Consider the following 23,595-nt stretch of genomic DNA (forward strand, 5'->3'; position numbering starts at 1 on the left):
GAGGCCCCCGCAGTCACCTGACCTGGCCTGACGTTCGGTGTCGGTGGCCGCTGGCAGGGTGCGGGACATGCATCACCCATGGGGGGACCTACGCCGACGACCGCACATCATCCTGACCTGGACACCACTGCCGGAGCAGCTGGCCGCGGTGACCGACGGTCGAGAACAGATCTGGATGGACACCACACTCAGCCAGGTGGAGCGACGGTGCGCGATCTGCCACGAGCTTGCACACATCGACCTCGGCCACGAGTGCGGCGACGACCCAATGCTCGAGCTCGCCGCGGCCAAGCTCGCGTCCCGCCGGCTCATCCGGATCACGGATCTGGAGTCAGTTTTCCGATGGTCCCAGCAGCCAGCCGAGCAGGCTGACATTCTGTGGGTCACCGAGCCGGTGCTGCAGGTGCGTCTGGAGCACCTGCACCCAGCCGAGCGAGGGTTGCTGCGCCGCGCGGTGGAGCGCCACCGGGAGTCGGAGCAGCAGTGGGACCGGTATTTCAACGACGAGATGGGGATTGCATGAAGCACGTCAGGAAGTCTCTGGTCGGAATGGTGGCCGCTGCCCTGGCCCTGGTTGGCTGCGGTGGCAGCACCGAACCCACGGCATCGCAGCCGACGGCAAGCGCGACCGCTGCAGCCAGCAACTACCAGATCACGTGCAAGGTGGATGGCGCAGACGTGACAACGACCGACTACCACGAGATCTGGACCAAGGGAACATCTGACGAGTGCTCATCAGGTGATGGAAAGTCGTTCGACTACGAGGTCTCGGAACCCTTCACCGATGATCAGATTGCGGCAATTGCCTTGGCCCGCACCGGCCAGAGCGGCGCCAACGAATCCGGCGGAAGCATCCTGGGATACACCTATCCGAGCTGCGGCGAGACCAAAGCTGGGTCGCGATCTGACCCCGCGAAGGACTGGGCGACAACTCCAGAAGCTACCTGGGCGCAACACGTCGTCGACCTGCAGGTGACGATGAAACTGTGCCCTGATCACCCGTGGGTGCAGCAATGGAAGTCGCAGATCGCGAACCGCGCGGTGGTGACCTCGGGATGACTGCGCCCGTCGAGGTCCTGGAGTTCGAGTCTCGGGCGTGGGTGCACGCAGGGGCGAAGGAGCAGCCGATCGCGGACGAGCTGGGTCTGTCGGCGACGCGGTACTACCAGCTGCTCCGTGAGGCGCTGCTGGACCCGACAGCGGTGGCGTCACACCCGGCCACAGCGGCCCGGATGCGGCGGATCTTGGAGCAGCAGCGTAGCCGGTTGACTGAGCGTTCGGCGGTGTCGCGCCGTGGGTGAAACGGGTTTCTGGATTCGTGTCCAGCAGGTGAGTCAGCTGGCTGGGGCGCTCTGCGGCCTCGCGTTCATCATCTTCGTCGGTGACACCCTCGGGATTGTTCTGGGTTCACTCCTCTTCGTGGTCAACGTCGTCGGGCTGGTCGCGACCACGCGCCGTGCTGCAGCCACTCGAGCTGGTGAAAGCTCATGAACCGTGCGCCGTGGTGGCGTCGGCCGATTCCACTGCCGCGGTGGGCGTACATATTGCTGGCCTCGGCGAGCGCGGCCATGGTTGCTGTGTCGCCCGCCCTGTTCCCGGGGACGGGCGGCTGGGTCATTGCCGGGGTGTTCATGGTGCTCGTCATCGCGTCGATCGCTGGGATGGCCAACGACGCCCACGGTGAGCGGCAGCGCCGGAACCGGTTCTGAGGCCCGAGATGGGCGCGAGGGTCTGTTGATACTGTCAACAAGAACCCAGATCGAGCACGTTCGGAGACGTTCGAATCCGAGTGATCACGGACAATAACGCCTGGTCAGAGACCTAGACGCGCTCACTTGTACGGGTTCAAGTCCCGTCATCCACCCCAGAAGGAGAGCCCCGACGCTGCGTGCGTCGGGGCTCTTCTCGTTCTGGTCCTCAGCAGCCGATGTTCTGACCCGGCAGGTGGGTTCGCGCCGTCACCGGCGCAGCGTCGGCGACCCGCTCGCGCCCGAGACGAAGCCGCTCGAGCTGCGCCTCCAGCTGTCCGAGTCGAAGGTGGGCATCCCGGATCTGGAGTTCGAGGAACTCACGGGACGGTCCCGCTGGACGTGTCGGGGCAGCGCCCGTCTCCCATTCTGAGCCGGCTGCCAACGCGTCGCTGACCCATCGGTGAACAGTGGAGACGCCAACGCTCATGTCGCGGGCGACCAGGGTGGCGGGCCGGTGATGGGTGAGTATCAGCTCGGTTGCTTGAGCGCGCTGCGAGGCCGAGTACTTGCGATTCGCCATGACGATGCTTGTGATGGGCCGGATCATGAATGATGCGGCTGCTGTCCCCGTGGGAAGAAAGTACCTGATACGTCACTTGACCGGCTGCACGCAACGCCGGGAAACATCGGAGGAATCGGTCCGGGCGGTGCGACGGGCTGCTCCGGACTCACCGCGACCGCTCGGCGCGGGTTGACTACGCTGCAGGCATGGTCGACGAGCAGCCCAGCACGTCCGCTGATCCGTCTGCCGGTGCCGCCGCAGCGCCGGTTGCTCGGGACGCCCCGGCAGCGCACCCCGCGGGTGCGGATGCGGGGGCTCCGCCGGCCCGCACGTCCGAGGCCACTCAGAGGATCGCCCACGGCTACGACACGACGTCGCCCTGCGTCACGCTCGGCTCGGTGGTTGTCGGTGAGGTGTGCGATCCGACGGCACTGGTGCGGATCCCACTGGCGATGTTCAATCGGCACGGCCTGGTGGCCGGCGCCACCGGGACCGGAAAGACCAAGAGCCTGCAGTTGATCGCCGAACAGCTCTCGGCCGCCGGAGTACCGGTGATGATGCCGGACATCAAGGGTGACCTGTCCGGCCTGGCGACCGCCGGCGCGCCCGATGACCGCATCGTCGCCCGGGCCCTGGACACCGGCGACACGTGGCAGGCGTCCAGCTTCCCGACGGAGTTCCTGACCCTGGCGGGTCAGGGGAACGGCGTGCCGGTGCGCGCCACGATCGATTCGTTCGGCCCCATCCTGCTGTCGAAGGTGTTGGACCTCAACGACACCCAGGAATCCACCCTCGGTCTGATCTTCCACTGGGCCGACACGAAGGACCTGCCGCTGCTGGACATCAAGGATCTGCGCGCGGTCATCGCCCACCTCACCAGCGCTGAGGGCAAGGCCGACCTCAAGGAACTCGGTGGCGTCTCGTCCGCCACCGCAGGCGTCATCCTGCGCGCCATCACCAACCTCGAGGCCCAGGGCGGCGACCAGTTCTTCGGCGAACCCGAGTTCGAGGTCGGCGACCTGTTGCGCACGGATCCGCAGGGTCGCGGCATCATCTCGCTGCTCGAGGTCACGGAGCTGCAGAGCAAGCCGGCGCTGTACTCGACGTTCATCATGTGGCTGCTGTCGGAGTTGTTCGAGCACCTCGACGAGGTCGGTGACATCGACCGTCCGAAGCTCGTCTTCATGTTCGACGAGTCGCACCTGTTGTTCGCCGATGCCTCCAAGGCTTTCCTGCAGGCGGTCGAGCAGACCGTCAAACTGATCCGGTCGAAGGGCGTCGGCGTCTTCTTCTGCAGCCAGCTACCGACCGACATCCCGGAGTCGGTGCTCTCGCAGTTGGGCGCACGGATCCAGCACGCGCTGCGGGCATTCACCCCGAACGATCAGCAGGCACTGTCCAGGACGGTGCGGACCTACCCGCGCAGCGAGGACTACGACCTGGAGACTGCGCTCACCTCGCTGGGTACCGGTGAGGCCATCGTGACGGTCCTCAGCGAGAAGGGTGCGCCAACGCCCGTCGCCTGGACCCGGGTCCGGGCGCCGCGCTCCCTGATGGCGCCCTCTGCTGCGAACGTGGTTGCCGGCGTCATCAGCGCGTCGACGCTGCAACCGAAGTACGCCCAGGCCCTCGACCGCGAATCGGCGTACGAGAAACTCACCCAGCGGCTGTCGGACAGCGCGCAGACGATGCCGGGATCGGGTACGCCGATCGCACCGCCCAACCCGGACTGGCCGACCCTGCCCAGCGATCCGTCCCAGTTCCAGCCGCAGGGGCCGGCATCCGAGTTCACGCCGACCAGCGCGCCGGTCCCGTCGGAGCCGGCTCCGACGCCACGTACGGTGCCGCGCGCAGAGCCGCAGTCGGAGGGCGGCGGTCTCGGCGGAATGCTGGGCGGATTGATCGGATCCACCGCTGGCAAGTCGTTCCTGCGGTCGTTGGGCACCGCCATCGGAGGAACGTTGGGCCGCAACGTGTTCGGAACGCGGAGACGCCGCCGCTGAGGTGGCGGGCGGGTGATCCTCCGGGCAGATCGGCACCGCCCTCACCCTTGTTGAACACGCGGTTTCCGGAACACCGCTCCAACGAAGTTCGTTGGGACGGACAAGAGCACGCAAGACCCTGGGAGGTCTGATGGACACGCTGTTGATCGTGGCGCTGATCGCCGTACTGGTGATCGTCGGGATCTATTTCTCGCGAACCGGTGGCAAGGCCAAGGCCGCATCGCTCGAGGACGCCAAGGCCGAGGCGCGTCGGTGGATCGATCGGCTGGGTGGGCAGGTGCTGAGCCTGGACGCCAAGGACAACGAGGCTGCGCGCCAGGCGCTGAGCGATGCCTCCGAGCGGTTCAACGCGGCCGGAGCACAGATCGAGCAGGCGAGCACCGCCCGTCAGGCGCAGCTCGCGCAGCAGACTGCCAACGAGGGTCTGTATTACGTCCGAGCGGCCCGTTCGACACTCGGTCTCGATCCCGGCCCCGAGATTCCGCCGATCCCCGGTCAGGCCCAGGCCGGTGCGGTCACCGAGGATCGCAGGGTCGACGTCGAGGGCCGCGACTTCGAGGCATCGCCCGCCGCGAGCGACCGGACCCGGCACTACTACCCGGGCGGCATGGTCGCCGGACGCCCGGTGCCTCGCGGCTGGTACTCCGAACCGTGGTGGAAGCCGGCCCTGGTCGCAGGGGCCTGGGGCGTCGGAACCTACCTGGTCGCGACCACGCTGTTCGCCGGCATGGCGGGAATCGGCGGCGGCTGGAGTGATGGCAGCTACGGCGACGGGTATCAGGACGGGGTCGCAGCCGACGGCGGCGACGGCGGTGGTGAGTACGGCGATAGCGCCGGTGATGGTGGGGACGGCTGGGGCGACGGCGGTAGCGACTTCGGCGATGGCGGCGGGAGCGCCGATTTCGGTGGCGATTTCGGCGGCGACTTCTGACGTTGAGGTGATCGAGCGAACGGAGTGAGTCGAGATCTCGATCGGTTCATGACGGGGTCCTCGACGCGGTCGTTCCTCCCTTGCTCGACCGGTGTGTGCAGTGATCGAGCGACCAACGAGACGAGATCGCGCGCGTGCACGGGCGCGTACCCTCCGGCCGCTGATCGAGCGAGCGAGGAACGAGCGAGTCGAGATCCCGTCACCCGACGGAGGGCTGTCGCATTCCCGCCGTCGACATCATCGTTCCGGGACTCACGTTCGTAGGGGCACGGGCGCTCCGCGTTGTCGTGATGGTCGCTCCGCGCTCGGGCCCGACCTGCGGGGTGGCTCGGATCGTCGGGTCGGTCGGTAGGAGCCTGGTCTGCGGTCCCAGACGACCTGTCCTGCAGTGACTTCGCCGTTCAGTTCGTCGCGGTGGACGATGGTGTGGTGGGCCGGGCAGAGCAGTGCACCGTTGTCGAGGTCGGTGGGCCCGCCGTCGACCCAGTGAACGAGGTGGTGGGCGTCGCACCACTGTGCGGGGATGTCGCAGCCGGGGAAGGTGCAGTGCCGATCACGGGCCCACAGCACCCGTTTCTGAGCGAGGGTGAACAGCCGCTGTTGGGTGCCGCAGTCCAGGATCGCTCCGTCGGCGCCGAGGACTGTGGGGATGATCCCGGCGTCGCAGGCGAGTTTGCGGGCGGTGTCGGGGGCGAGGAGGGTGCCGTCAGCGATGGTTCCGGTGCAGGTGGCGGCGCCGGTGCGTTGCTGCAGATCATCCAAGTGCATCGTGACGTTGACGGTTGCGGTCGCCGCTGCGGTGACTCCTTGGCCTTGGGCGAGGACGGATCGGCGGAGGGCTTCGATGAGGGCTTCGCCGCGGCGTCGGTCGGTGGGCCGGCTGTCCCGCTCCCGGGTATCTCGGTCGGGTCGCGGCGCGGACAGGGTCTGGATGGCGGCTTCGAGAACACTGAGGCCTTCGTTGTCGACGACAAGTCGGTATTCGTGCAGCCCGGTCGACGTCTCGGTGGGCGATGACAGGGAGATGTGGCGGCGGCAGTGGTCCTGGAAGTCGGCGAACTCGTCGGGCTTCCCGTGGTGCGCGAGGATCCACTGCCGGAGTTCTCTGACGCCGCGGGGTCCGTACTCGGCGCCGTGGTTCACGAGCTGCTTCAGCACGATGGGGTGGGCGCCGAGCAGCAGCTCGGGTGCAAGTTTGTCGTACTCGCCCTGCACGACGACGGCGGTCGACAGGTCGAGGTCGGCGGTGCGGATCGAGTCGGTGATTTCGGCGAGTTCGGGGCGGCGCAGGATGTGGGTGGCTTTGGCGATGGTGGTCGCCTCCCGGCGGGAGTGCCAGCCGTGTTCGGCAATCCAGCCGCGGGTCGAGGCCGACTGGGACGCTTCGATGACCCCGCGACCCTCGGCGTCTGCGGTGACGATCACACTGGCAGCGCCGGCCAGCGCGCGGAGTTTGGCGAGCTCACTCAGGAAGTCACCTAGTTCGCCGGTGGGGCATTGGAAGATGTTGGTGTGCAGTGTTTTCAGCCCGGCGCTCAGCGCAGCGGCGTGTTCGCGGATGTCCGCGACGCTCGCTCCACCAGTGCTGTTCATAGGGGATACGTTACTCAGGGGGTCCGACAGTCGAGGTTTCTGAAATGGTTGTGGGGCAACAGTTGTGGTCACGATCCGGTCACGATTTCGCCTGAACCGATAGCGGTCGCCGAGGTCGATGCCTACCCGGGCGTGGCGTGACGGGATCTCGTCGCGCTCCTTCGTCGCTTGTTCGATCACCGAAGGGTGCGGTGGTCGAGCGACGGACGAGTCGAGAACTTCGGTGCAGCAACGGGATCTCGTCGCGCTCCTTTGTCGCTTGCTCGATCACCGGCGGGATCCGTTGGTCGCGCGACGAGGGGCAGAAGGGACCGTCGTGAGGCCGGTCAGGCACCACCCCAGGGCGCGCCGACACTCGTACGTCAGCCGTCGTAGTCGACCGTCACGGCTGCGGACGTCGGCTCCGCCTGGCAGGTCAGGATGTATCCGGCTGCCAGCTCCTCCGGCTCCAGTGCGTAGTTGGTGGCCATCTCCACGGTGCCGCTGCGCAGCTTGGCGCGGCAGGTGCCGCACACTCCGCCGGCGCAGGCGAAGGGCACGTCCGAGCGAGAGCGCAGTGCGGCGTCCAGGATGCACTCCCCACCGCCCTGGGGGGTGGTGATGCTGGACGTCCGCCCATCGAGGGTCACGGTGATCTCCACCTGCGGCCCCGACGCCCTGGTCTCGATCGGCGTCCGCGGTCCGCGGACCTCGTCGCCGGTCGCGAACAGTTCCACGTGGATGAGCGACGGGTCCGTCCCGCGGGACATCAGGGCAGCGCGGACCGCCTGCACCAGATCGACCGGCCCGCAGAGGAACCACTCGTCGACCGTCGAGGGCGGCAGCAGCCTGTCGAGCACGACGTCCAGCCGCTCAGCGTCCAGTCGACCGGAGTGGACGGGCGACTGCCGCAGCTCACGCGACAACACGTGGTGCACGACGAAGCGGGACGGATACCGGTCCTTCAGATCAGCCAGGGCATCGACGAACATCACCTGCTCAGCGCTGCGACTGGAGTAGACGAGCGTGAACGTGCTCTGCGTCGATCCGGCCAGCACACCGGCCGCGAGCGCCATCACCGGTGTGATCCCCGATCCGGCGGCGACGGCGGCCACGTGGGCGTGCGACCCTGCGGCGAGTCGGGAGGTGAAGGAGCCCTGCGGCGTCATCACCTCGACTACGTCACCCACCTTCAGAAGGCTGTTGGCGTACGTTGAGTAGACACCGCCGGGCTCGGTCTTGACAGCGATGTGTAGTTCGCCGTTTCCCGGTGCGGCGCACAGGGAGTAGCTCCGCCGGATCTCGACTCCGTCGTGCTGGTGGCGAACGGCGACGTGCTGCCCGGGAAGGAAGTCGTACTCGTCCGTCAGCTCCGCCGGAACCGAGAAGACGACCTCGACGGCCTCGGCGGTCAGCCGGTTGACCACACCCACGGTGAGGGGGTGGAAGCGCAGCCGGCGACGCGGCACCTGCAACGTGGCGCCCTCGGCTCCGGCGTTCCCTCCGGTGCTGCTCGTCATGTGTTGTCTCTCGGTCGGTGCGGGCCCGCTCGGCAGGCGTTCGGTCGGGTTCGGTGTGGTGCAGCGTCAGATCAGTGCAGGGTCTTGAAGTGGTCGAACGGCTCCCGGCACTCGGTGCAGGTCCACATCGACTTGCACGAGGTGGAGCCAAAACGGCCGCTCTCCGTGGTCCGGGTGGATCCGCAGTGCGGGCAGCGGACCGCCAGCGTGAGTCCGACAGGACCCGCATGCATCGCCGGTCCCGGAGGGGCGATCCCGAAGCGCTGCAGCATGTCCCGGGCGACATCGGTCATGTCGTCGGTGCTCCACGCCGGCGACAGGACGGTGTGCACGCGCACCACGGAATACCCGTGCACGACCAGCGCGCGCCTGATGTCGGTGGTCATCGCGGCCACCGCGGGGCAGCCGGAGTAGGTCGGGGTGATGTCGACGTCCACGCTGTTGTCGTCCTCGACCCGGACCCGGCGCAGCACCCCGAGATCGGCCACCGTCAGCACCGGGATCTCCGGATCCACGATCGACCCGGCGATCACGGCGGCGTCGCGGCTACGCTCGTCCGAGGCCCGCACGATCCAGGGATGGTCGCGACCTACTGCCGGCGCATGTACGTCCGACAAACCGTGCAGCGCAGCAGATCCGATGCCGAGCTTTGCCAGTGCGGTGACATCGGGCAGCTCGGTGTCACGGTGTGGTTCGGATGATGTGGTGGGCACCGACATCACCAGGTCGCGCCGGGATGTTGTCGGGCGAGCACCTGCATCTCGGCGAGCAGGAACCCCAGGTGCTCGCTCGGGCGACCGAGCCGACCACCCCCACGCACCCGCGGGGCAGACGGCAGCTGTAGACCGGCCTCGGCGAGGATCGCGGTGATGCGCCCGACCGCCGGGTCTTGCAGGGTGGAGCTGTCGACGGCCACGCCGGCAGCGACGAGTTGCTGTTCGAGGTCGTCGGTGTCGAACAGTTCAGCGACGTACGGCCACAGCCGGTCGAGGGCTGCTGTCATCCGGATCCTGGACTCCTGGGTCCCGTCACCGAGTCGCACTGTCCAGCTGGCGCCGTGGTCGAGGTGGTAGCGGACTTCCTTGACCGCCTTGGCGGCGATCGCTGCGATGGTGGGCTCGGAGGACGACAGGAGTGCCGAGTACAGCTCGAGCTGGTAGGCCGCGAAGACGGTCAGCCGGGCGATGGCATCGGCGAAGTCGCCGCGGGCCAGGGCCACCAGATGACAGCATCGGAACTCCTGGTCGCTGCGGAAGTAGGCGAGCTCGTCCTCGGTCCGCCCCAGGATCGAACCGGCGAAGCTCAGGAGAGAACGAGCCTGGCCCAGTTCGTCCAACCCGATGTTGCCGAGGGCGACATCCTCTTCCAGCTCGGGTGCGCGGGAGATCCATTCACCCCACCGCTGCGCGGCGATCAGCGCGTCGTCACCGAGTCGGAGCGCATACTCCGCGACCGCGCCACGGTCGGCGGTGGCGACCGATGCGGCGTCGGTGTGGAATGCGGCGGTCCCGGTCACAGGTGCGGCACCCCGTCACTGGCGGTGTAGAACGTCGGGTGCCGGTAGACCTTGTCGTTCGCCGGGGTGAACAGCGAGTCCTTCTCGTCCGGTGAGGAGGCGTGGATGTCGGTGGAGGCCACCACCCAGATCGAGACGCCCTCACCGCGTCGGGTGTAGAGGTCGCGCGCATTCTGCAGGGCGATCTCGGTGTCCGGCGCGTGCAACGATCCCGCGTGCACATGGGAGAGGCCGCGATTCGGCCTCACGAAGACCTCCCACAGCGGCCACTCGCGTTCGGTGCGGTTCGCACCGACGTCGGCGGCGGGCTCGCTCACGCGCTCGCCCGGAATGCCTCGGCCGTACGGCGTTGCGCGACAGTGGTTCCCGCAGCCTTCTTGGCCGCGTGCACGACAGCGGCCTCACGGACCCACGAGCCTTCCTCGTGGGCAGCCTTGCGGTGCTCGACCCGCTGGGCGTTGCACTGGCCCTCGCCGCGGAGCACCGCCTGGAACTCCGACCAGTCGAGATCACCGAAGTCGTGGTGACCCCGCTCTTCGTTCCAGCGCAGATCCGGATCGGGCAGCGTCAACCCGAGCGCTGCCACCTGTGGGACGAGCATGTCCACGAAGCGCTGCCGCAGGTCGTCGTTGGAGAAGCGCTTGATGTTCCACGCCATTGACTTCGCCGAGTTCGGCGAATCGGTGTCAGGCGGGCCGAACATCATCAACGAGGGGGCGTACCAGCGATCGACGGCGTCCTGCGCCATCCGATGCTGCTCGGGGGTTCCCCGCGACAGCGTCAACAGGATCTCGAAACCCTGCCGCTGGTGGAACGATTCCTCCTTGCAGATGCGGATCATCGCGCGGGCATACGGCCCGTACGACGCGCGACACAGCGGGACCTGATTGCAGATCGCGGCACCGTCCACCAACCAGCCGATGGCGCCCATGTCGGCCCAGCTCACGGTGGGGTAGTTGAAGATCGAGGAGTAGCGCGCCCGGCCCGCAATCAGAGCTTCCGTCATCTCCTTGCGGGAAGCGCCGAGGGTCTCGGCGGCCGAGTACAGGTACAGCCCGTGGCCGGCCTCGTCCTGGACCTTGGCCATCAAGATCGCCTTGCGGGCCAGCGAGGGCGCCCTGGAGATCCAGTTGCCCTCCGGCTGCATGCCGATGATCTCCGAGTGCGCGTGCTGCGAGATCTGCCGGATCAGCGAGCGGCGGTAGTCCTCGGGCATCGCGTCGCGGGGCTCGATGCGCCCGTCCTCGTCGAGGACGCGTTGGAACGTCGCCAGCGTGTCGTCCGGTGCGGGTGACGTGTTGTCGGGAGCCATGACCTGCGTCATCGATCCTCCTCGTCTGGTCGGTCCCGGCGTCGCCGGAGGCGACCTGCGGAATTACCGACTATTTGTTCGGTAATGTACCGGGGGTGGTCCAGCCCGGTCAAGCAATCGGGGGTTGACCTGGGTCGGTTCGACTGGTCCGATGGGGCCTCGATTACCGATCGAACCGTCGGTAATCCCATGCCGACCCGGTCGAGGTGGCCCGGTGGGTCCAGGACGAAGGGTGTGAGCAGGTGAGCTCCGTCGAGCAGCAGCCCCAGGTGGTTCCCGGGACCGCCGGCCCGGCTCCGAGCAGTGGGTCCGACCACACCGTCGCCGCCGCGATGATGGATCGTGATCTGGCGAGCGCATCGGCAGGGGTCCGGGTGACCGCGATCGGCGACGGCACCGCGGAAGTCACCATGACCGTGCGCGACGACATGGCCAACGGCCACGGGATCACCCACGGCGGCTTCGTCTTCCTGCTCGCCGACACCGCATTCGCCTGTGCCTGCAACGATTCTTGCGGCGTCACGGTGGCTGCCGGTGCCGACATCACCTTCCTGGCCGCGAACCGGCCGGGGGACGTACTCATCGCCCGGGCGACCCGGCGCTCCGAACGCGGTAGATCGGGCATCTACGACGTGACCGTCACCCGCCGCGATCCCGACGGCGAGCAGGTGGTCGCCGAGTTCCGCGGCCGCTCGCGCACGCTGCCGTCCCGATGACCCCTGCAGTCCCGATGACCCCTACAGTCCCGATGACCGTGCCGCCCCGATGACCGTGCCGCCCCGATGACCGTGCCGACCCGCCTCCTCAGACAAGGACGTCCATGAGCACCGACGCGCAGAGCGCCCCGGCCGCACGTACACCGGTGGTCGACCCCACCCTGGCACCCGATCCGGCAACCCTGGACGCGGCCGAGCGGATGAGTCGGGACGAGCTGACCGCGCTGCAGACGGAGCGGCTCGCGCAGACCGTTCGTCACGCCTACACCGGGGTGGCGCACTACCGCGCAGCCTTCGACGATGCCGGGATCGATCCGTCGGATGTCACGGAGCTCGCGGATCTCGCCGGGCTGCCGATGACGAGCAAAGAGGACCTGCGGCAGAACTATCCGTTCGGGATGTTCGCCGTGCCCCGGGAGCAGGTTTCCAGGATCCACGCCTCCTCAGGGACGACCGGACGGCCCACCGTGGTCGGGTACACCCGGCAGGATCTGGAGATGTGGGCCGCCGTCGGTGCCAGGTCGTTGCGGGCCGCGGGCGTGCGTCCGGCAGACCTGGTGCACAACGCCTACGGCTACGGGCTGTTCACCGGGGGACTGGGCGCGCACGCGGCGGCAGAGACCCTGGGCTGCACCGTCATCCCGATCTCCGGCGGGATGACCGCCCGGCAGGTGCAGCTGATCGGTGACTTCCGTCCCGACGTGATCCTTTGCACCCCGACCTACATGCTCACGATCATCGACGCGATGCGGGACGCCGGGCTCGACCCGCGGGAGAGCTCGATGCGGATCGGTGTCTTCGGCGCCGAACCGTGGACGGAGGCGATGCGTCAGGAGCTGGAGACCAGCGCCGGTATCCATGCCCTGGACATCTACGGGCTGTCGGAGGTGATCGGGCCGGGGGTGGGCTGCGAATGCATCGAGACCAAGGACGGCCCGACGATCTGGGAGGACCACTTCTATCCGGAGATCCTCGATCCGATCACCGGAGTTCCGCTGCCCGACGGGGAGCTGGGGGAGTTGGTGTTCACCTCGCTCACCAAGCAGGCGATGCCGGTGATCCGCTACCGCACCAAGGATCTGACCAGATTGCTGCCGGGTGTCGCGCGACCGATGCGCAGGATCGACCGGATCAGCGGGCGTACTGACGACATGATCATCCTGCGGGGCGTGAACGTGTTCCCGACGCAGATCGAGGAGATCGTGCTCGCTCAGCCCGGGCTGAGCCCGCACTTCCAGCTCGAGCTCAGCCGGAGCGGCCGGATGGACGAGATGACGGTCAAGGTGGAGGCGGAGGCGGGCCACACCGACCGGGACAGCGCGGCCCGCGCGGTGGCGCACGAGATCAAGGAGCGGATCGGGGTGACCGCCGCGGTGCAGGTGGTCGACCACGCCAGCCTGGAACGCTCGGCCGGGAAGCTGCGCCGCATCTACGATCTGCGAAGCTGAATCCCGTGACTCCTTCGGCATCCTCCGCAGCATCGTCGCCCCCTGCTGCGCCGGGTGGGGCGCGACGCCGGGGACGGCCCGGGTACGACGCCGAACAACTGCTGGCGGTGGCGGTCACCGTGTTCACCCAGCGCGGGTACGAGGGCACCACCATGGACGACCTGGCCGGCGCGCTCGGACTGTCCAAGAGCTCGATCTACCACCACGTCTCGGGGAAGAAGCAACTGCTCGGGCGAGCCCTGGACCGGGCGCTCGAGAAGTTGGAGTCGGTGGTCGAGGATGCTGCCCTGAGCAAGGAGCAGGCGCCGATCGACCGGCTCGAGAGTGCGGTGCGGCGGTCGGTGGAAGTTCTGGTCGAAGACCTCCCGTTCGTCACCCTGCTGCTACGGGTGCGCGGGAACTCCGACGTCGAGCGGTCGGCGCTGCTGCGCCGCCGGCGGATCGACACCCGGTTCTCCGAGATCGTGCACGCCGCCCAGGACGACGGGCAGCTCGATGCGGACCTGGATCCGCAGGTGCTCACCCGGCTGATCTTCGGCGCCGTCAACTCGCTGACCGAATGGTACCGGCCAGGTCGCGGCATCAGTCCCGAGCAGGTCGCAGACACGCTGTCGCACTTGGTGTTCGACGGCATCCGCGCGCAACATCATCAACCAGGGGACGAACGATGAGCTCCGAAATCAACCAACTGTTTCTGAGGAACCTGGCGAACCCACCCGGATTTCATAAACGTTGAAGGTGCCCGCCGCTGTGTGACATCCAGGTGGCGTCGGCGCCTCCACACCCCCAGTAGCGAAGACGTAATTGCCGGTCCTAGCCACTTCGTACCCGTAGCGCAGCACCCGTACCACTCCTGATCCGTCGGTGATCGCTGAATTGCCTGCCAGCCAGACCGCGACCGGCCCCTCACGCCCAATTCGCAGACACCCATCGGACCCCTTGGTGAGAACACCGGTTGCCAGCGCCTGCAAGGTCAATCCCTCAGATCTGCGAACGAAAGTCGGGAGGATTACGGTGGTCGCGGTGGTCGCGGTGGTCGCGGTGGTCGCGGTGGTCGCGGTGGTCGCGGTGGTCGCGGTGGTCGCGGTGGTCGCGGTGGTCGCGGTGGTCGCGGTGGTCGCGGTGGTCTGAGCCGACGTCATGGTTGCAGCTACAGGTAATGACTGCGTCGGAGGTGGTGTGCTGGCTGCCTTCGGTCGTGCGGGCTCATCGCAACCGGTCAGCGTCGCACAGACCACGAGAATTGCGGCGACGTACAGAACCCGAATGCTCGTGCGGTCGCCCTTTGAATAATACCGATATCGTCCGCTGAACTTGTTCATTGAGTAAGGACGTACAGGCCGAGTCCGTTCAATGTGCTAATTCGTGCGAAGAAGCTTCGGTACGCACCCGAGTAGATGGTTTCTCCGTTATGAACTCCTTTGGCCTCCGTACCGAAATACCATGGCCCGCCGCTATCACCCTCCTTCGTGACCTTCTCCCTCGCAATGATCGCGTAGCATTGCGACGCGGTGCAAGAATCGACAACCTCCACAGTGCTACAGAGGCCCGATGGGCTGCCGGTGTCTGCTGTGCCAAAGCCGAAGACGCAAGCAGTCTGACCCTTGACCGGATTTATTGCAGCTGTTACGTCGCGATAAAGATTCCTCCGATACTGGAACTTGCTGGTCGCCGTGCCGCTGTTGAACTTGTACCAAGCAACGTCGGCGCCGGGGCTTGCGCTTTGCTGGAAGGTGATCGGCCGGCTGTCGTACGTGGACGCCTGTGTTCCGCAGTGCGCCGCTGTTGAAATCCCATAAACGGACACCTTTCTCACGCTGAATGCTCCGGTGCAACCGCCGATCCTGAGTCCCCCGCGCTGTAGAATGGCGACTGGTTGATTGACAATCACAACATGCACTGTGAATGCATTCAGTCCGTTTGTCGCCAACGCCTTTGTCAGCGAGATTTCTAACGCCTCAGAACGCTGTAGACTGATTGAGGAAGTGGTCAACGTCAGAACCCCAGTGGCAGAATCTGCCGTTGTGGAGATGTCGGTCGTGCCCAACTGCGACGTTGCCTCGAAGTGAACCAGTGCCGTCGCTCGCAGCCGCTCCAGTCGACTGGGAACACCCAGGACCTGGAGGTCTACCGGGATACCAGTAGCGGCAATTTCTGCAATGAGAGCAGACGGAGGGGCGGACGTGAAAGAGATCCAGGCTTTTGATTCGTTCAGCTCAGGCTTCGGCACCCACGCTGCGTCCACATAAATTCCCGGATACCTGTCCTGGAGCGAGCTGGACAAGGCCGCAAATTGGTTCATTCCGCGCGCCCTCAGTGTCTCACCGATGGGATCCAGCTGGTGCTGCTCAGCAAAGCGAACTGCATCTTCAGCTTCCGCGGACGTGAGTTCGGGCAGATCGACGCTTCCGGTCACACGAATAATTAGGGCAACCGAAGGCGCAGAATGTGCAGCGTTCGCAGGTTGGAGGGGCGGGCATCGTAAGATCGAGCCGTCCCTACAAGTAACGCCCGCGGTGGTCGGAGTTCGTTGAGCGAGAACAACTGGGGCGCGCACGTCGGTCGAAACCCCGAATCGTTGTCCGCCAGCGGAAGCGAGCCCGGCCGGGAGGGTGAGGAGGATCGCGACCAGCGACGTACGGATGACTCGAACCGCGGACAGTGATCGTCTGTCGACCATGTGTGCTCCCAGAGCGGTGTGAAGTGCTGGCCGTCCAGTGTGTGCCTTGTCACCATTTGGTGTCAACACGCCGTCAGCTTGAGAGCGCGCCGTTCGTCGTTGATGAGTCCGGGGCCGACGGTCGTCAGCCTGATCCCGGCGATCAGTCCTTCTCGACCATCGTCAGCACCGTGTAGGTGGCGACGATCTCGTCCCGCTGGTTGGTGATGGTGGTGTTCCAGCGGACCTCGCCGTAGCTGTCGGTCTCCCGCGGGGTGATCTGGCCGGCGGTGAGCGTCACGGTGATCGAATCGTCCGCCTTCACCGGAGTGCGGAAGCGGAGGTCCTCCAGACCGGTGTTGGCCAGCACCGGACCGGGATCCGGCTGGACGAACAACCCGGCGGCCCAGCTGAGCAACAGATAGCCGTGCGCCACCCGACCACCGAAGAACGGGTTGGCGGCCGCTGCGTCCTCGTCCATGTGGGCGTAGAACAGATCACCCGTCGAGTGTGCGAACGCCTCGATGTCGGCCAGGGTCACCGTCCGTGGACCGCCGACGACTGTGTCGCCGATCCGCAGGCGCGACAACGGCTTGCGGAACGGATGCTCCCACCCCTCGGTATCCGCATCCAAGCGCGGCGCTCCGACGACGAACCGATCGGTGACGGCTGTCAACAGGGCGGGGGAGCCCTGCAGGGCGGAGCGCTGCATGTGGTGGAGCACCCCGCGGATGCCGCCCATCTCCTCACCGCCGCCGGCCCTGCCTGGCCCGCCGTGCACCAACATCGGCAGCGGTGAACCGTGGCCGGTGGACTCCTTCGCGTCGTCGCGGTCCAGCAGAAGGATGCGGCCGTGCCACGGTGCGAGCCCCCGTACCAGCTGCCGGGCGGTGTCCGGATCGTGCGTGATCACCGAAGCGACCAAGGATCCACGACCCCGCGAGGCGAGCTCGATCGCCTCGTCCAGATCGTCGTACGCCATCAAGGTCGAGACCGGACCGAAGGCCTCGACGTCGTGCGGGGCCCGCGCAGAGGCGTTGGCGTGCAACAGCATGGGCGGCAGAAATGCCCCGGCTCCCGGGTCGGCTCCCAGGACGTCGAAGGAGTGCGGATCGCCCACCACCAGCTCGGCGCCGTCCGCGCGCAGTTCTTCGATCCGCGCCAGCACCTCGCTGCGCTGCGCGCGGGAGACGAGTGCGCCCATCGTCACGCCCTCGGCGCCCGGCGCACCGATCCGCACCTTGGCCGCGATCCGCTCACGGACCCCGTCGATCACTGGCGCCACCAACGCCTGCGGGACGAGCGCGCGCCGGATGGCGGTGCATTTCTGACCGGCCTTCGACGTCATCTCGGCAACCAGAGCCTTGACGTACAGCTCGAACTCGGGGGTGTCGGGGCCGGCGTCCGGGGCCAGGATAGAGCAGTTCAGCGAGTCGGCCTCGGAGGTCAACCGGGTGCCGCGTTGCAGGACCGCGGGATCCGAACGCAACGTCCGTGCTGTGCCCGCGGAACCGGTGAAGGCCACCAGGTCCCGTTCGTCGAGGTGGTCCATGATGCCGCGGGCGCCGCCGGTGAGCAGCTGCAATGTGCCGGGCGGCAGGATCTTCGAGGCAATGATCGCTCGGACGGTCGCTTCTGCCAGGTACGCGGTCGGGCTGGCCGGTTTCACGATCGTCGGTACTCCGGCCAGGAACGCCGGAGCGAACTTCTCGAGCATCCCCCAGACCGGGAAGTTGAATGCGTTGATCTGCACGGCCACGCCGGGCAACGAGGAATACACGTGCTGTCCTACGAAGGATCCGTGCTTCGACAACGGTTCGGCGGGGCCGTCGAGGTAGAGCGTGTCGTTGGGCATGTCCCGCCGCCCGCGGGAGCCGTAGGCGAACAGCACGCCGATCCCGCCGTCCACGTCGACCCATGAATCGGCGTGGGTGGCGCCCGTCCGGTACGACAAGGGATACAAGTTGTCCTTGATCGATTGCAGGTGCAGCGCGAGTTCCTTCAGCACCAGGGCGCGCTGGTGGAACGTCATCCGAGCCAACGCGCGGTGGCCGACGAGGCGTGCGTGGTCGACCATCAGCGCGGTGTCGAGTTCACCGGCAGCGATCGAGGTGACGACATCGCCGGTCACGGCATCGAGGATCGGGGTGCGGTCGCCGCCGGCGATCACCCAGCTGTCGGCGACGAAACTGCCGAGTGCTGTTTCCGCGGTGTCGGTGGTGATCATCGGTGATCCTCCTGAAGTTGCTGGTGTCCGTGAACGAGGGTGGCGCGGAGTGCTGGCGGTCAGTCGTCCCAGCGGTAGAAACCCTGGCCGGTCTTGCGGCCGAGTTCGCCGCGTTCCACCTTGTCCCGCAACAACTGTGGTGGAGTAAAACGCTCTCCGAGCATGCGGTGCAGATACTCGGCGATCCCGAGCCGGACGTCGAGGCCGACCAGGTCGGTCAGCTTCAACGGGCCCATCGGGTGCCCGTAGCCGAGCGTCATCGCTGTGTCGATGTCCTGCGCCGAGCCGACGCCGTCCTGCAGCATCCTGATCGCTTCCAGGCCGATCGCCACGCCCAGGCGGGAGGAGGCGAAGCCGGGGGAGTCGGTGACGGTGACCGCCGTCTTGCCCAGGCCTGCCACCCACTTCTGGGCCTGCTCGAGGACAGCCGGATCCGTCTGCTGCCCGACGACCACCTCGATCAGCTTCGAGGCGGGCACCGGATTGAAGAAGTGCATTCCCAGGAAGCGCTCAGGGCCGGTGATCGCTGTGGCCAGATCGGTGACGGACAGCGAAGAGGTGTTGGTGGCCACCACAGCATCCGGCCGGACCGCAGCCGAGATCGCTGTCAGCACAGCATGTTTGATCTCCGGCTCCTCCGGCACGGCCTCGACGACGAGGTCGGCGGCTCTGAGATCTGCCGGCGTGCGGACGATCTGGAGGCGTCCGATTGCCTCCTTCGCCCCCGCGACCAAGTTTCCCCGCTCAGCACTGGCGCGCACTGCCTTCTCGACCGCGGCGCGTGCCCGATCCCCGGCAGCCGCGTCGGCCTCGACGATCCGGACCAGCGATCCACCGATCAGGAACGCGTGCGCGATCCCGCTGCCCATCCGGCCGCCGCCGACAACACCCACCGCCAGGGGCAGGCCCCGTTCACTACGCGCGGCCTCCACCAGCTCGTAGGCCTGGGCCTCGGGGTCGAGTGCGTCCGGGTCGATCGGTGTGTCGTTCACAGCGCCTCCACCAGCATCGCGGCACCCTGGCCGACGCCGACACACAGCGTGGCCAACCCGCGACGGGTCTGCTCGCGCTCCATCCGGCCCAGCAGGGTGACGAGGATGCGCGTACCGGAGCAGCCCAGTGGATGCCCCAACGCGATCGCCCCACCGTCGTTGTTCACGACCTCCGGGTCGAGACCCAGACCGCGGACGCAGGCCAGCGCCTGGGGCGCGAACGCCTCGTTCAACTCGATCGATCCGAGCTCGTCCACGCTCCATCCGACCCGGTCCAACACCTTGCGGGTGGCGGGGATCGGTCCCATGCCCATCACCGATGGGGCGACCCCGACGGCTGCCGATGCGGCAACCCTGGCTCGCGGCATCAGCCCGAAGCGCTCGATCGCCCGCTCGCTGGCGACCAGGACTGCCGCGGCACCGTCGTTGAGCGAGGAAGCATTGCCGGCAGTCACCACCGAGCCGCCGGTGACCACCGGTCGCAACCCGGCCAGCACCTCCACGGTGGATCCGGGGCGCGGCCCCTCATCGGTGTCGAAGACTGTCTCTCCCTTGCGGGTGCGGATGGTCAGCGGGGCGATCTCGTCGGCGAACCGGCCGCCGGCGATCGCCGCGAGCGCGCGATCGTGGGAGCGGGCAGCAAAGGCGTCCGAGTCGGCCCGGGAGATCCCCTCGACGCGGGCCACCTTCTCCGCGGTCTCCGGCATGGAGGCCGTTGCCTCACCACCGTCGAGTGGAACGAGCGCCGGGTTGGTGAAACGCCAGCCGATCGAGGTGTCGACGATCTCGCCGGGCCGGGCGAACGCGGTCTCGGGCTTGGCGAGCACCCACGGCGCCCGGGTCATCGATTCCACCCCACCGGCGATCACCACGTCGGCCTGCTCGGAGGCGACCATCGCGGCGGCGGTGGAGACAGCAGTGAGTCCGGAAGCGCACAGCCGGTTGACGGTGAAGCCGGGGACGGTGTCCGGGAGCCCGGCCAGCAGGGTGGCCATCCGGGCGACGTTGCGGTTGTCCTCGCCCGCCTGGTTGGCCGCACCCCAGACGACCTCGTCGATGCACGACGGGTCGATCCCCGTGCGCTGCACGAGCGCCCGCAGGACGTGCGCGGAGAGGTCGTCGGGGCGGACGGTCGACAGCATTCCGCCGTACCGACCGATCGGCGTGCGGACCCCGCCCACCAGGAATGCCTGCGCCACGCGAGCTCCTCTGCTCCATCGGCGCCCGGCTCGTCGACCTGTTCCAGGCGGTGCGCAGGGGCCTCGGTCACCGCTATTTACCGACCATGTGGTCGGTAATTCAATCTGTCATCCACTGATCAGTGTGTCAACGCGCGGAAGGCGGTGGTGCCGCATCGGTGACCGGGAGTGCGGTGTTCGGGTCGGCGGGAAGTCCGGGGTTGGGTACTCTGGGGGGGGGTCGACGCAGCCGTCAGCGTGCTTTCCAGTGGAACGGCCGGCATCGACGACCAGCCCCGATACCTCGGACCACCGAGCCTGCCGGGGCACATGCTCCCGTTCGGGAGCCGATCGAAGGCTTCAGCGTGACCCTGGAACGTCCCCCCTCCACCCCTGCCTCCACAGGCGAATCCCTCCCGGGACCGCCGCGTTCCCTGCTCGGCATCCCCGCCATGCGATCCATCGTGATTCTGGCGGCGCTCGGCTTCCTGAGCTTCTTCGTGACGCTCTCCTCGCTCCCGGTCTATGCCGTGGGTCGGGGTGCGTCCGAAGCCCTCGCCGGACTCGCGACCTCGGTCATGCTCGTGTCCACCGTGGTGTGTCAACTGACGGTGCCGATGCTGTTGCGACGCTTCGGGACCGGCCCGGTGATGTGCGTCGGTCTCATCGCTCTGGGCGCGCCCACCCCGGCTCTTTTGTTGGGTACCGGGATCACCCCGTTGCTCGCGGTGTCGGTCGTTCGCGGACTCGGTTTCGCGATCCTGACGGTGACGCTGCCGCTGGTGGCGACCGAGGTCTCCCCGCGTGAACGACACGGCGCGGCCATCGGCCTGTACGGGTTGGCGATCGCCGTCCCCCAGCTGGTGATGGTGCCGGTCGGTCTGGCGCTGACCGAGGCCGGCGGATTCGAGTGGGTGGCCTGGTTGGGGATCGCGCCGCTCCTCGCCCTGCCGTTCGTCCGGCAGTTGGCCGGGCGGCCGCGGCCACCGGCCGTGAAGGACGCGTCGGCCGAGGACATCGGTGACACGGTCGAAACCGCGGTCCCGTCGACCACCGTGCAGCAGCAAACCGGACGCGGCGTGCCGGGTCTGGCATCCGTCACCGCGGTGCTGCTCACCTCGACGCTGGCCGGTGGCGGGATCCTGACGATCCTGCCCGTCCAACGTCCTGGGGCGTCGGCTGCCTGGGCGCTGGTCGCCTTCGGCATCACCGCGGCCCTGGTGAGATGGGCGGTCGGGCTGATGGCCGATCGTCGCGGTACCCGCTCCTTGCTGGGCTGGGGGATCGTCGGCAACGTGATCGGTCTGGCAGTGGTGGCCTGCGGAGCCACCTCTGCCGGGCTGACCGGAGACGTTCTCGTGGTGCTCGGAGCGTTCATCTTCGGGTGCGGATACGGCGCGGTGCAGAACCTCACCCTGCTCATCGGGTTTGCGATCGCGGGTGAGCAGCGCGCCAGGGCGAGCGCAGTCTGGAACGCCTCCTTCGACCTCGGCACGGCGATCGGCGCGCTGTTGGTCGGATCGGTCGCGGCCTGGGCGAGCCTGCCGCTGGCCGTGCTGGTGTGCATCGCTCTCATCGCTGCGAGCGCGGTGCCGGGCCTGCGGGTCGCACGGCTGGCCGCGCAGGACGAGACCCGCGCGCGGCCGGAGCGAGCCTCCTGATCTCCGCTCACCGATCGGTGCGGTGGTCGCTCCGCACGGGCGTCCCGGAGGGTTCAGATCTCCTGGTTGACCGGCAGGATCACCAGGTCACGGATCTGCACGTGCCGCGGACGGGTCAGCATGAAGACCATCGCCTCGGCCACGTCCTCGGAGTACATCCCCAGCCCGGCAGCCACATCCGCCTCACGTTGACGCTCGTCGGTGGCGTTCCACAGGTCGTTGAGCACGACCCCCGGTGCGACTGCACCGATCCGTACCCCGGATCCCACCAGCTGCCGACGCACCCCGCGGACGAAGGCCTGCACGGCATGCTTCGACGCCGAATACACTGGCTCCCAGTGGATCGCCTGATGCCCGGACACCGAACTGGTGACCAGGATGTCGCCCGTTCCCTGAGCAGCGAGGTGTGCAGCGGCGGCGGCGACAGTGGCGATCACCCCGCTCACGTTGGAGCGCACCAGCGCATCGGCAGCCACCGGATCGATCTCCCGCACATCACCCGGCAGGTAGACACCCGCATTGGCCACGACGATGTCGAGCTGAGCGAACCGCTCGATCGCCGTGGCTACCAGCGTCTTTCCAGAACCCGGGTCGGACACGTCCAGGGTGAGCACCTCGACGGGACCGCGGAGCGTGGCTGCCGCCGTACGCAGCTTGTCGAGAGAGCGACCGGCCAGCAGCACGGAGCCGCCGCCCCGGGCGATCGATTGTGCCAGCGCGAGTCCGATGCCCGATCCGCCGCCGGTGATCGCGGCGACCTTGCCGGAGAACGGTGCAGAAGCACTGCTGCTCATGGGATCTCGCTCTCGCATGGGTCTCGACGTCCGGGACTTGCGCTCAGACGATGCTGTAGCCGCCGTCGATGACGATGCACTCGCCGACAACGTACCGGGAGGCGTCGGAGGCCAGGAAGACGGCGATCCCGTCCAGATCGTCCGGTCGGCCCATCCGGCCGGCCGGGATCCGCGACACCCAGAACTCGCCCAGCTCTGCGTTGACGTCCAGGAACTGCTTCGTCAGGTCGGAGGCGAAGTAGCCGGGGGAGATGGCGTTGACGCGGATCCCACGGTCGATCCACTCGACCGCCAGCGAACGCGTGAGCTGTTCGACGCCCGCCTTGGCCGCGTTGTAGGACGCCTGGCGTTGCGGGATGTTCACCACGAACGCGGACATCGAGGCGACGTTGATCACGGAGGCCTGCCCGCCCGCCGCGAACACGACGCGGGCGAATGCCTGCGAGGTGAAGAACAGGCCGTTGAGGTCGATGTCGATCACCCGCCGCCAGTCGTGCGGGGTGACGTCGACGGAGTCGCCGTGCACGGCGATGCCGGCGCTGTTGATGAGGACCCCTGGTGTGCCGTTGGCCGCCGCGGCTACGTCCATCGCCTTCGCCACCGAGTCGGCGTCGGTGACGTCGCAGTGGATCCCGGTGGCCGCCACACCGAACTCGGCGGACAGCCGCTCGGCACTGACGGTGACGTCATCGAGGATGTCGAGCAAGGAAACGGAGCAGCCCATCCGGGCCAGCGCAGTCGCCATCTGGTAACCGAGACCTCGTGCGCCACCGGTCACCACAGCGTGCCGGCCGTTCAGATCGTCGAACATGT

General features: G+C 67.5%; 24 protein-coding genes. 11 read left to right on the top strand and 13 right to left on the bottom strand.

Features of this window, described 5'->3' with window-relative positions:
• Window positions 1-67: 67 nt before the first annotated feature.
• The 5 genes from ABLG96_RS08795 to ABLG96_RS08815 are packed head-to-tail and all read left to right on the top strand — an operon-like array spanning window position 68 to window position 1,709.
• Entirely contained in the window at window positions 68-523 is a 456-nt protein-coding gene (locus tag ABLG96_RS08795) for an ImmA/IrrE family metallo-endopeptidase (RefSeq protein WP_353650967.1), read from the top strand.
• A 29-nt stretch (window positions 524-552) separates the two neighbouring features.
• On the top strand, window positions 553-1,059 hold the full coding sequence (locus ABLG96_RS08800; RefSeq protein ID WP_353650968.1) for a hypothetical protein: 507 nt from the start codon (window positions 553-555) through the stop codon (window positions 1,057-1,059).
• Window positions 1,056-1,301 (top strand): DUF3263 domain-containing protein, encoded by a 246-nt coding sequence (locus ABLG96_RS08805; protein ID WP_353650969.1) that lies wholly within the window; start codon window positions 1,056-1,058, stop codon window positions 1,299-1,301. The genes ABLG96_RS08800 and ABLG96_RS08805 overlap by 4 nt, the downstream gene beginning before the upstream one ends.
• On the top strand, window positions 1,294-1,491 hold the full coding sequence (locus tag ABLG96_RS08810; RefSeq protein WP_353650970.1) for a hypothetical protein: 198 nt from the start codon (window positions 1,294-1,296) through the stop codon (window positions 1,489-1,491). Before ABLG96_RS08805 ends, ABLG96_RS08810 begins: the two co-directional genes overlap by 8 nt.
• Window positions 1,488-1,709: a hypothetical protein gene (locus tag ABLG96_RS08815; RefSeq protein ID WP_353650971.1), complete on the top strand. Its 222-nt coding sequence runs from the start codon at window positions 1,488-1,490 to the stop codon at window positions 1,707-1,709. The genes ABLG96_RS08810 and ABLG96_RS08815 overlap by 4 nt, the downstream gene beginning before the upstream one ends.
• Before the next feature lie 208 nt (window positions 1,710-1,917).
• Here the strand turns inward: ABLG96_RS08815 and ABLG96_RS08820 are convergent, their stop codons facing one another.
• Window positions 1,918-2,271 (bottom strand): hypothetical protein, encoded by a 354-nt coding sequence (locus ABLG96_RS08820; RefSeq protein ID WP_353650972.1) that lies wholly within the window; start codon window positions 2,269-2,271, stop codon window positions 1,918-1,920.
• A gap of 188 nt (window positions 2,272-2,459) precedes the next feature.
• Between ABLG96_RS08820 and ABLG96_RS08825 the strand changes: the two genes are divergently transcribed.
• Complete coding sequence (locus ABLG96_RS08825) at window positions 2,460-4,256, top strand: helicase HerA-like domain-containing protein (protein ID WP_353650973.1); 1,797 nt, start codon at window positions 2,460-2,462, stop codon at window positions 4,254-4,256.
• A 130-nt stretch (window positions 4,257-4,386) separates the two neighbouring features.
• On the top strand, window positions 4,387-5,187 hold the full coding sequence (locus ABLG96_RS08830) for a hypothetical protein (protein WP_353650974.1): 801 nt from the start codon (window positions 4,387-4,389) through the stop codon (window positions 5,185-5,187).
• Between the two features lie 252 nt (window positions 5,188-5,439).
• On the opposite strand, the gene ABLG96_RS08835 is transcribed toward ABLG96_RS08830, so the two are convergent.
• The 6 genes from ABLG96_RS08835 to paaA all read right to left on the bottom strand — a co-directional run bounded on the left by ABLG96_RS08835 (window position 5,440) and on the right by paaA (window position 11,107).
• On the bottom strand, window positions 5,440-6,780 hold the full coding sequence (locus ABLG96_RS08835; RefSeq protein WP_353650975.1) for a DUF222 domain-containing protein: 1,341 nt from the start codon (window positions 6,778-6,780) through the stop codon (window positions 5,440-5,442).
• 362 nt (window positions 6,781-7,142) lie between these two features.
• Window positions 7,143-8,279, bottom strand: coding sequence for a 1,2-phenylacetyl-CoA epoxidase subunit PaaE (gene paaE / locus ABLG96_RS08840; protein ID WP_353650976.1), 1,137 nt, complete (start codon window positions 8,277-8,279; stop codon window positions 7,143-7,145).
• A 71-nt stretch (window positions 8,280-8,350) separates the two neighbouring features.
• A complete protein-coding gene (paaD, locus tag ABLG96_RS08845; protein ID WP_353650977.1) occupies window positions 8,351-8,992 on the bottom strand; it encodes a 1,2-phenylacetyl-CoA epoxidase subunit PaaD in 642 nt (213 codons plus the stop codon).
• A gap of 5 nt (window positions 8,993-8,997) precedes the next feature.
• Window positions 8,998-9,795, bottom strand: a complete 798-nt coding sequence (gene paaC, locus ABLG96_RS08850; protein ID WP_353650978.1) for a 1,2-phenylacetyl-CoA epoxidase subunit PaaC — start codon at window positions 9,793-9,795, stop codon at window positions 8,998-9,000.
• A complete protein-coding gene (gene paaB, locus ABLG96_RS08855) occupies window positions 9,792-10,112 on the bottom strand; it encodes a 1,2-phenylacetyl-CoA epoxidase subunit PaaB (protein WP_353650979.1) in 321 nt (106 codons plus the stop codon). The genes paaC and paaB overlap by 4 nt, the downstream gene beginning before the upstream one ends.
• Window positions 10,109-11,107, bottom strand: a complete 999-nt coding sequence (paaA, locus tag ABLG96_RS08860; RefSeq protein ID WP_353651438.1) for a 1,2-phenylacetyl-CoA epoxidase subunit PaaA — start codon at window positions 11,105-11,107, stop codon at window positions 10,109-10,111. The genes paaB and paaA overlap by 4 nt, the downstream gene beginning before the upstream one ends.
• Before the next feature lie 332 nt (window positions 11,108-11,439).
• Here paaA and paaI point away from each other — a divergent pair, with 332 nt between their 5' ends.
• The 3 genes from paaI to ABLG96_RS08875 all read left to right on the top strand — a co-directional run bounded on the left by paaI (window position 11,440) and on the right by ABLG96_RS08875 (window position 13,942).
• The gene (gene paaI / locus ABLG96_RS08865) at window positions 11,440-11,823 is read left to right on the top strand and encodes a hydroxyphenylacetyl-CoA thioesterase PaaI (protein WP_353651439.1); all 384 of its coding nucleotides are present in this window, start codon (window positions 11,440-11,442) and stop codon (window positions 11,821-11,823) included.
• Between the two features lie 104 nt (window positions 11,824-11,927).
• On the top strand, window positions 11,928-13,271 hold the full coding sequence (paaK, locus tag ABLG96_RS08870; RefSeq protein ID WP_353650980.1) for a phenylacetate--CoA ligase PaaK: 1,344 nt from the start codon (window positions 11,928-11,930) through the stop codon (window positions 13,269-13,271).
• 5 nt (window positions 13,272-13,276) lie between these two features.
• Window positions 13,277-13,942 (top strand): TetR/AcrR family transcriptional regulator, encoded by a 666-nt coding sequence (locus ABLG96_RS08875; RefSeq protein WP_353650981.1) that lies wholly within the window; start codon window positions 13,277-13,279, stop codon window positions 13,940-13,942.
• Between the two features lie 647 nt (window positions 13,943-14,589).
• On the opposite strand, the gene ABLG96_RS08880 is transcribed toward ABLG96_RS08875, so the two are convergent.
• The 4 genes from ABLG96_RS08880 to ABLG96_RS08895 all read right to left on the bottom strand — a co-directional run bounded on the left by ABLG96_RS08880 (window position 14,590) and on the right by ABLG96_RS08895 (window position 20,348).
• A complete protein-coding gene (locus ABLG96_RS08880) occupies window positions 14,590-15,687 on the bottom strand; it encodes a hypothetical protein (protein ID WP_353650982.1) in 1,098 nt (365 codons plus the stop codon).
• A gap of 406 nt (window positions 15,688-16,093) precedes the next feature.
• Window positions 16,094-18,157 carry a phenylacetic acid degradation bifunctional protein PaaZ gene (paaZ, locus tag ABLG96_RS08885; protein ID WP_353650983.1) on the bottom strand — a complete coding sequence of 688 codons (2,064 nt, stop codon included), beginning with the start codon at window positions 18,155-18,157 and terminating at the stop codon, window positions 16,094-16,096.
• Window positions 18,158-18,216: 59 nt separating this feature from the next.
• Entirely contained in the window at window positions 18,217-19,062 is an 846-nt protein-coding gene (locus ABLG96_RS08890) for a 3-hydroxyacyl-CoA dehydrogenase family protein (RefSeq protein ID WP_353651440.1), read from the bottom strand.
• Window positions 19,063-19,145: 83 nt separating this feature from the next.
• Window positions 19,146-20,348 (bottom strand): acetyl-CoA C-acyltransferase, encoded by a 1,203-nt coding sequence (locus ABLG96_RS08895; protein ID WP_353650984.1) that lies wholly within the window; start codon window positions 20,346-20,348, stop codon window positions 19,146-19,148.
• Between the two features lie 431 nt (window positions 20,349-20,779).
• Here ABLG96_RS08895 and ABLG96_RS08900 point away from each other — a divergent pair, with 431 nt between their 5' ends.
• Entirely contained in the window at window positions 20,780-21,988 is a 1,209-nt protein-coding gene (locus ABLG96_RS08900) for an MFS transporter (RefSeq protein WP_353650985.1), read from the top strand.
• 53 nt (window positions 21,989-22,041) lie between these two features.
• Here ABLG96_RS08900 and ABLG96_RS08905 read toward each other — a convergent pair whose 3' ends face one another.
• Both ABLG96_RS08905 and ABLG96_RS08910 read right to left on the bottom strand, forming a co-directional pair.
• Window positions 22,042-22,782 (bottom strand): SDR family oxidoreductase, encoded by a 741-nt coding sequence (locus tag ABLG96_RS08905; protein WP_353650986.1) that lies wholly within the window; start codon window positions 22,780-22,782, stop codon window positions 22,042-22,044.
• A 43-nt stretch (window positions 22,783-22,825) separates the two neighbouring features.
• On the bottom strand, window positions 22,826-23,593 hold the full coding sequence (locus ABLG96_RS08910; protein WP_353650987.1) for an SDR family oxidoreductase: 768 nt from the start codon (window positions 23,591-23,593) through the stop codon (window positions 22,826-22,828).
• Window positions 23,594-23,595 lie beyond the last annotated feature (2 nt).

Origin of the sequence: Nakamurella sp. A5-74 (genome assembly GCF_040438885.1) — a bacterium.
Classification (GTDB): domain Bacteria; phylum Actinomycetota; class Actinomycetes; order Mycobacteriales; family Nakamurellaceae; genus Nakamurella.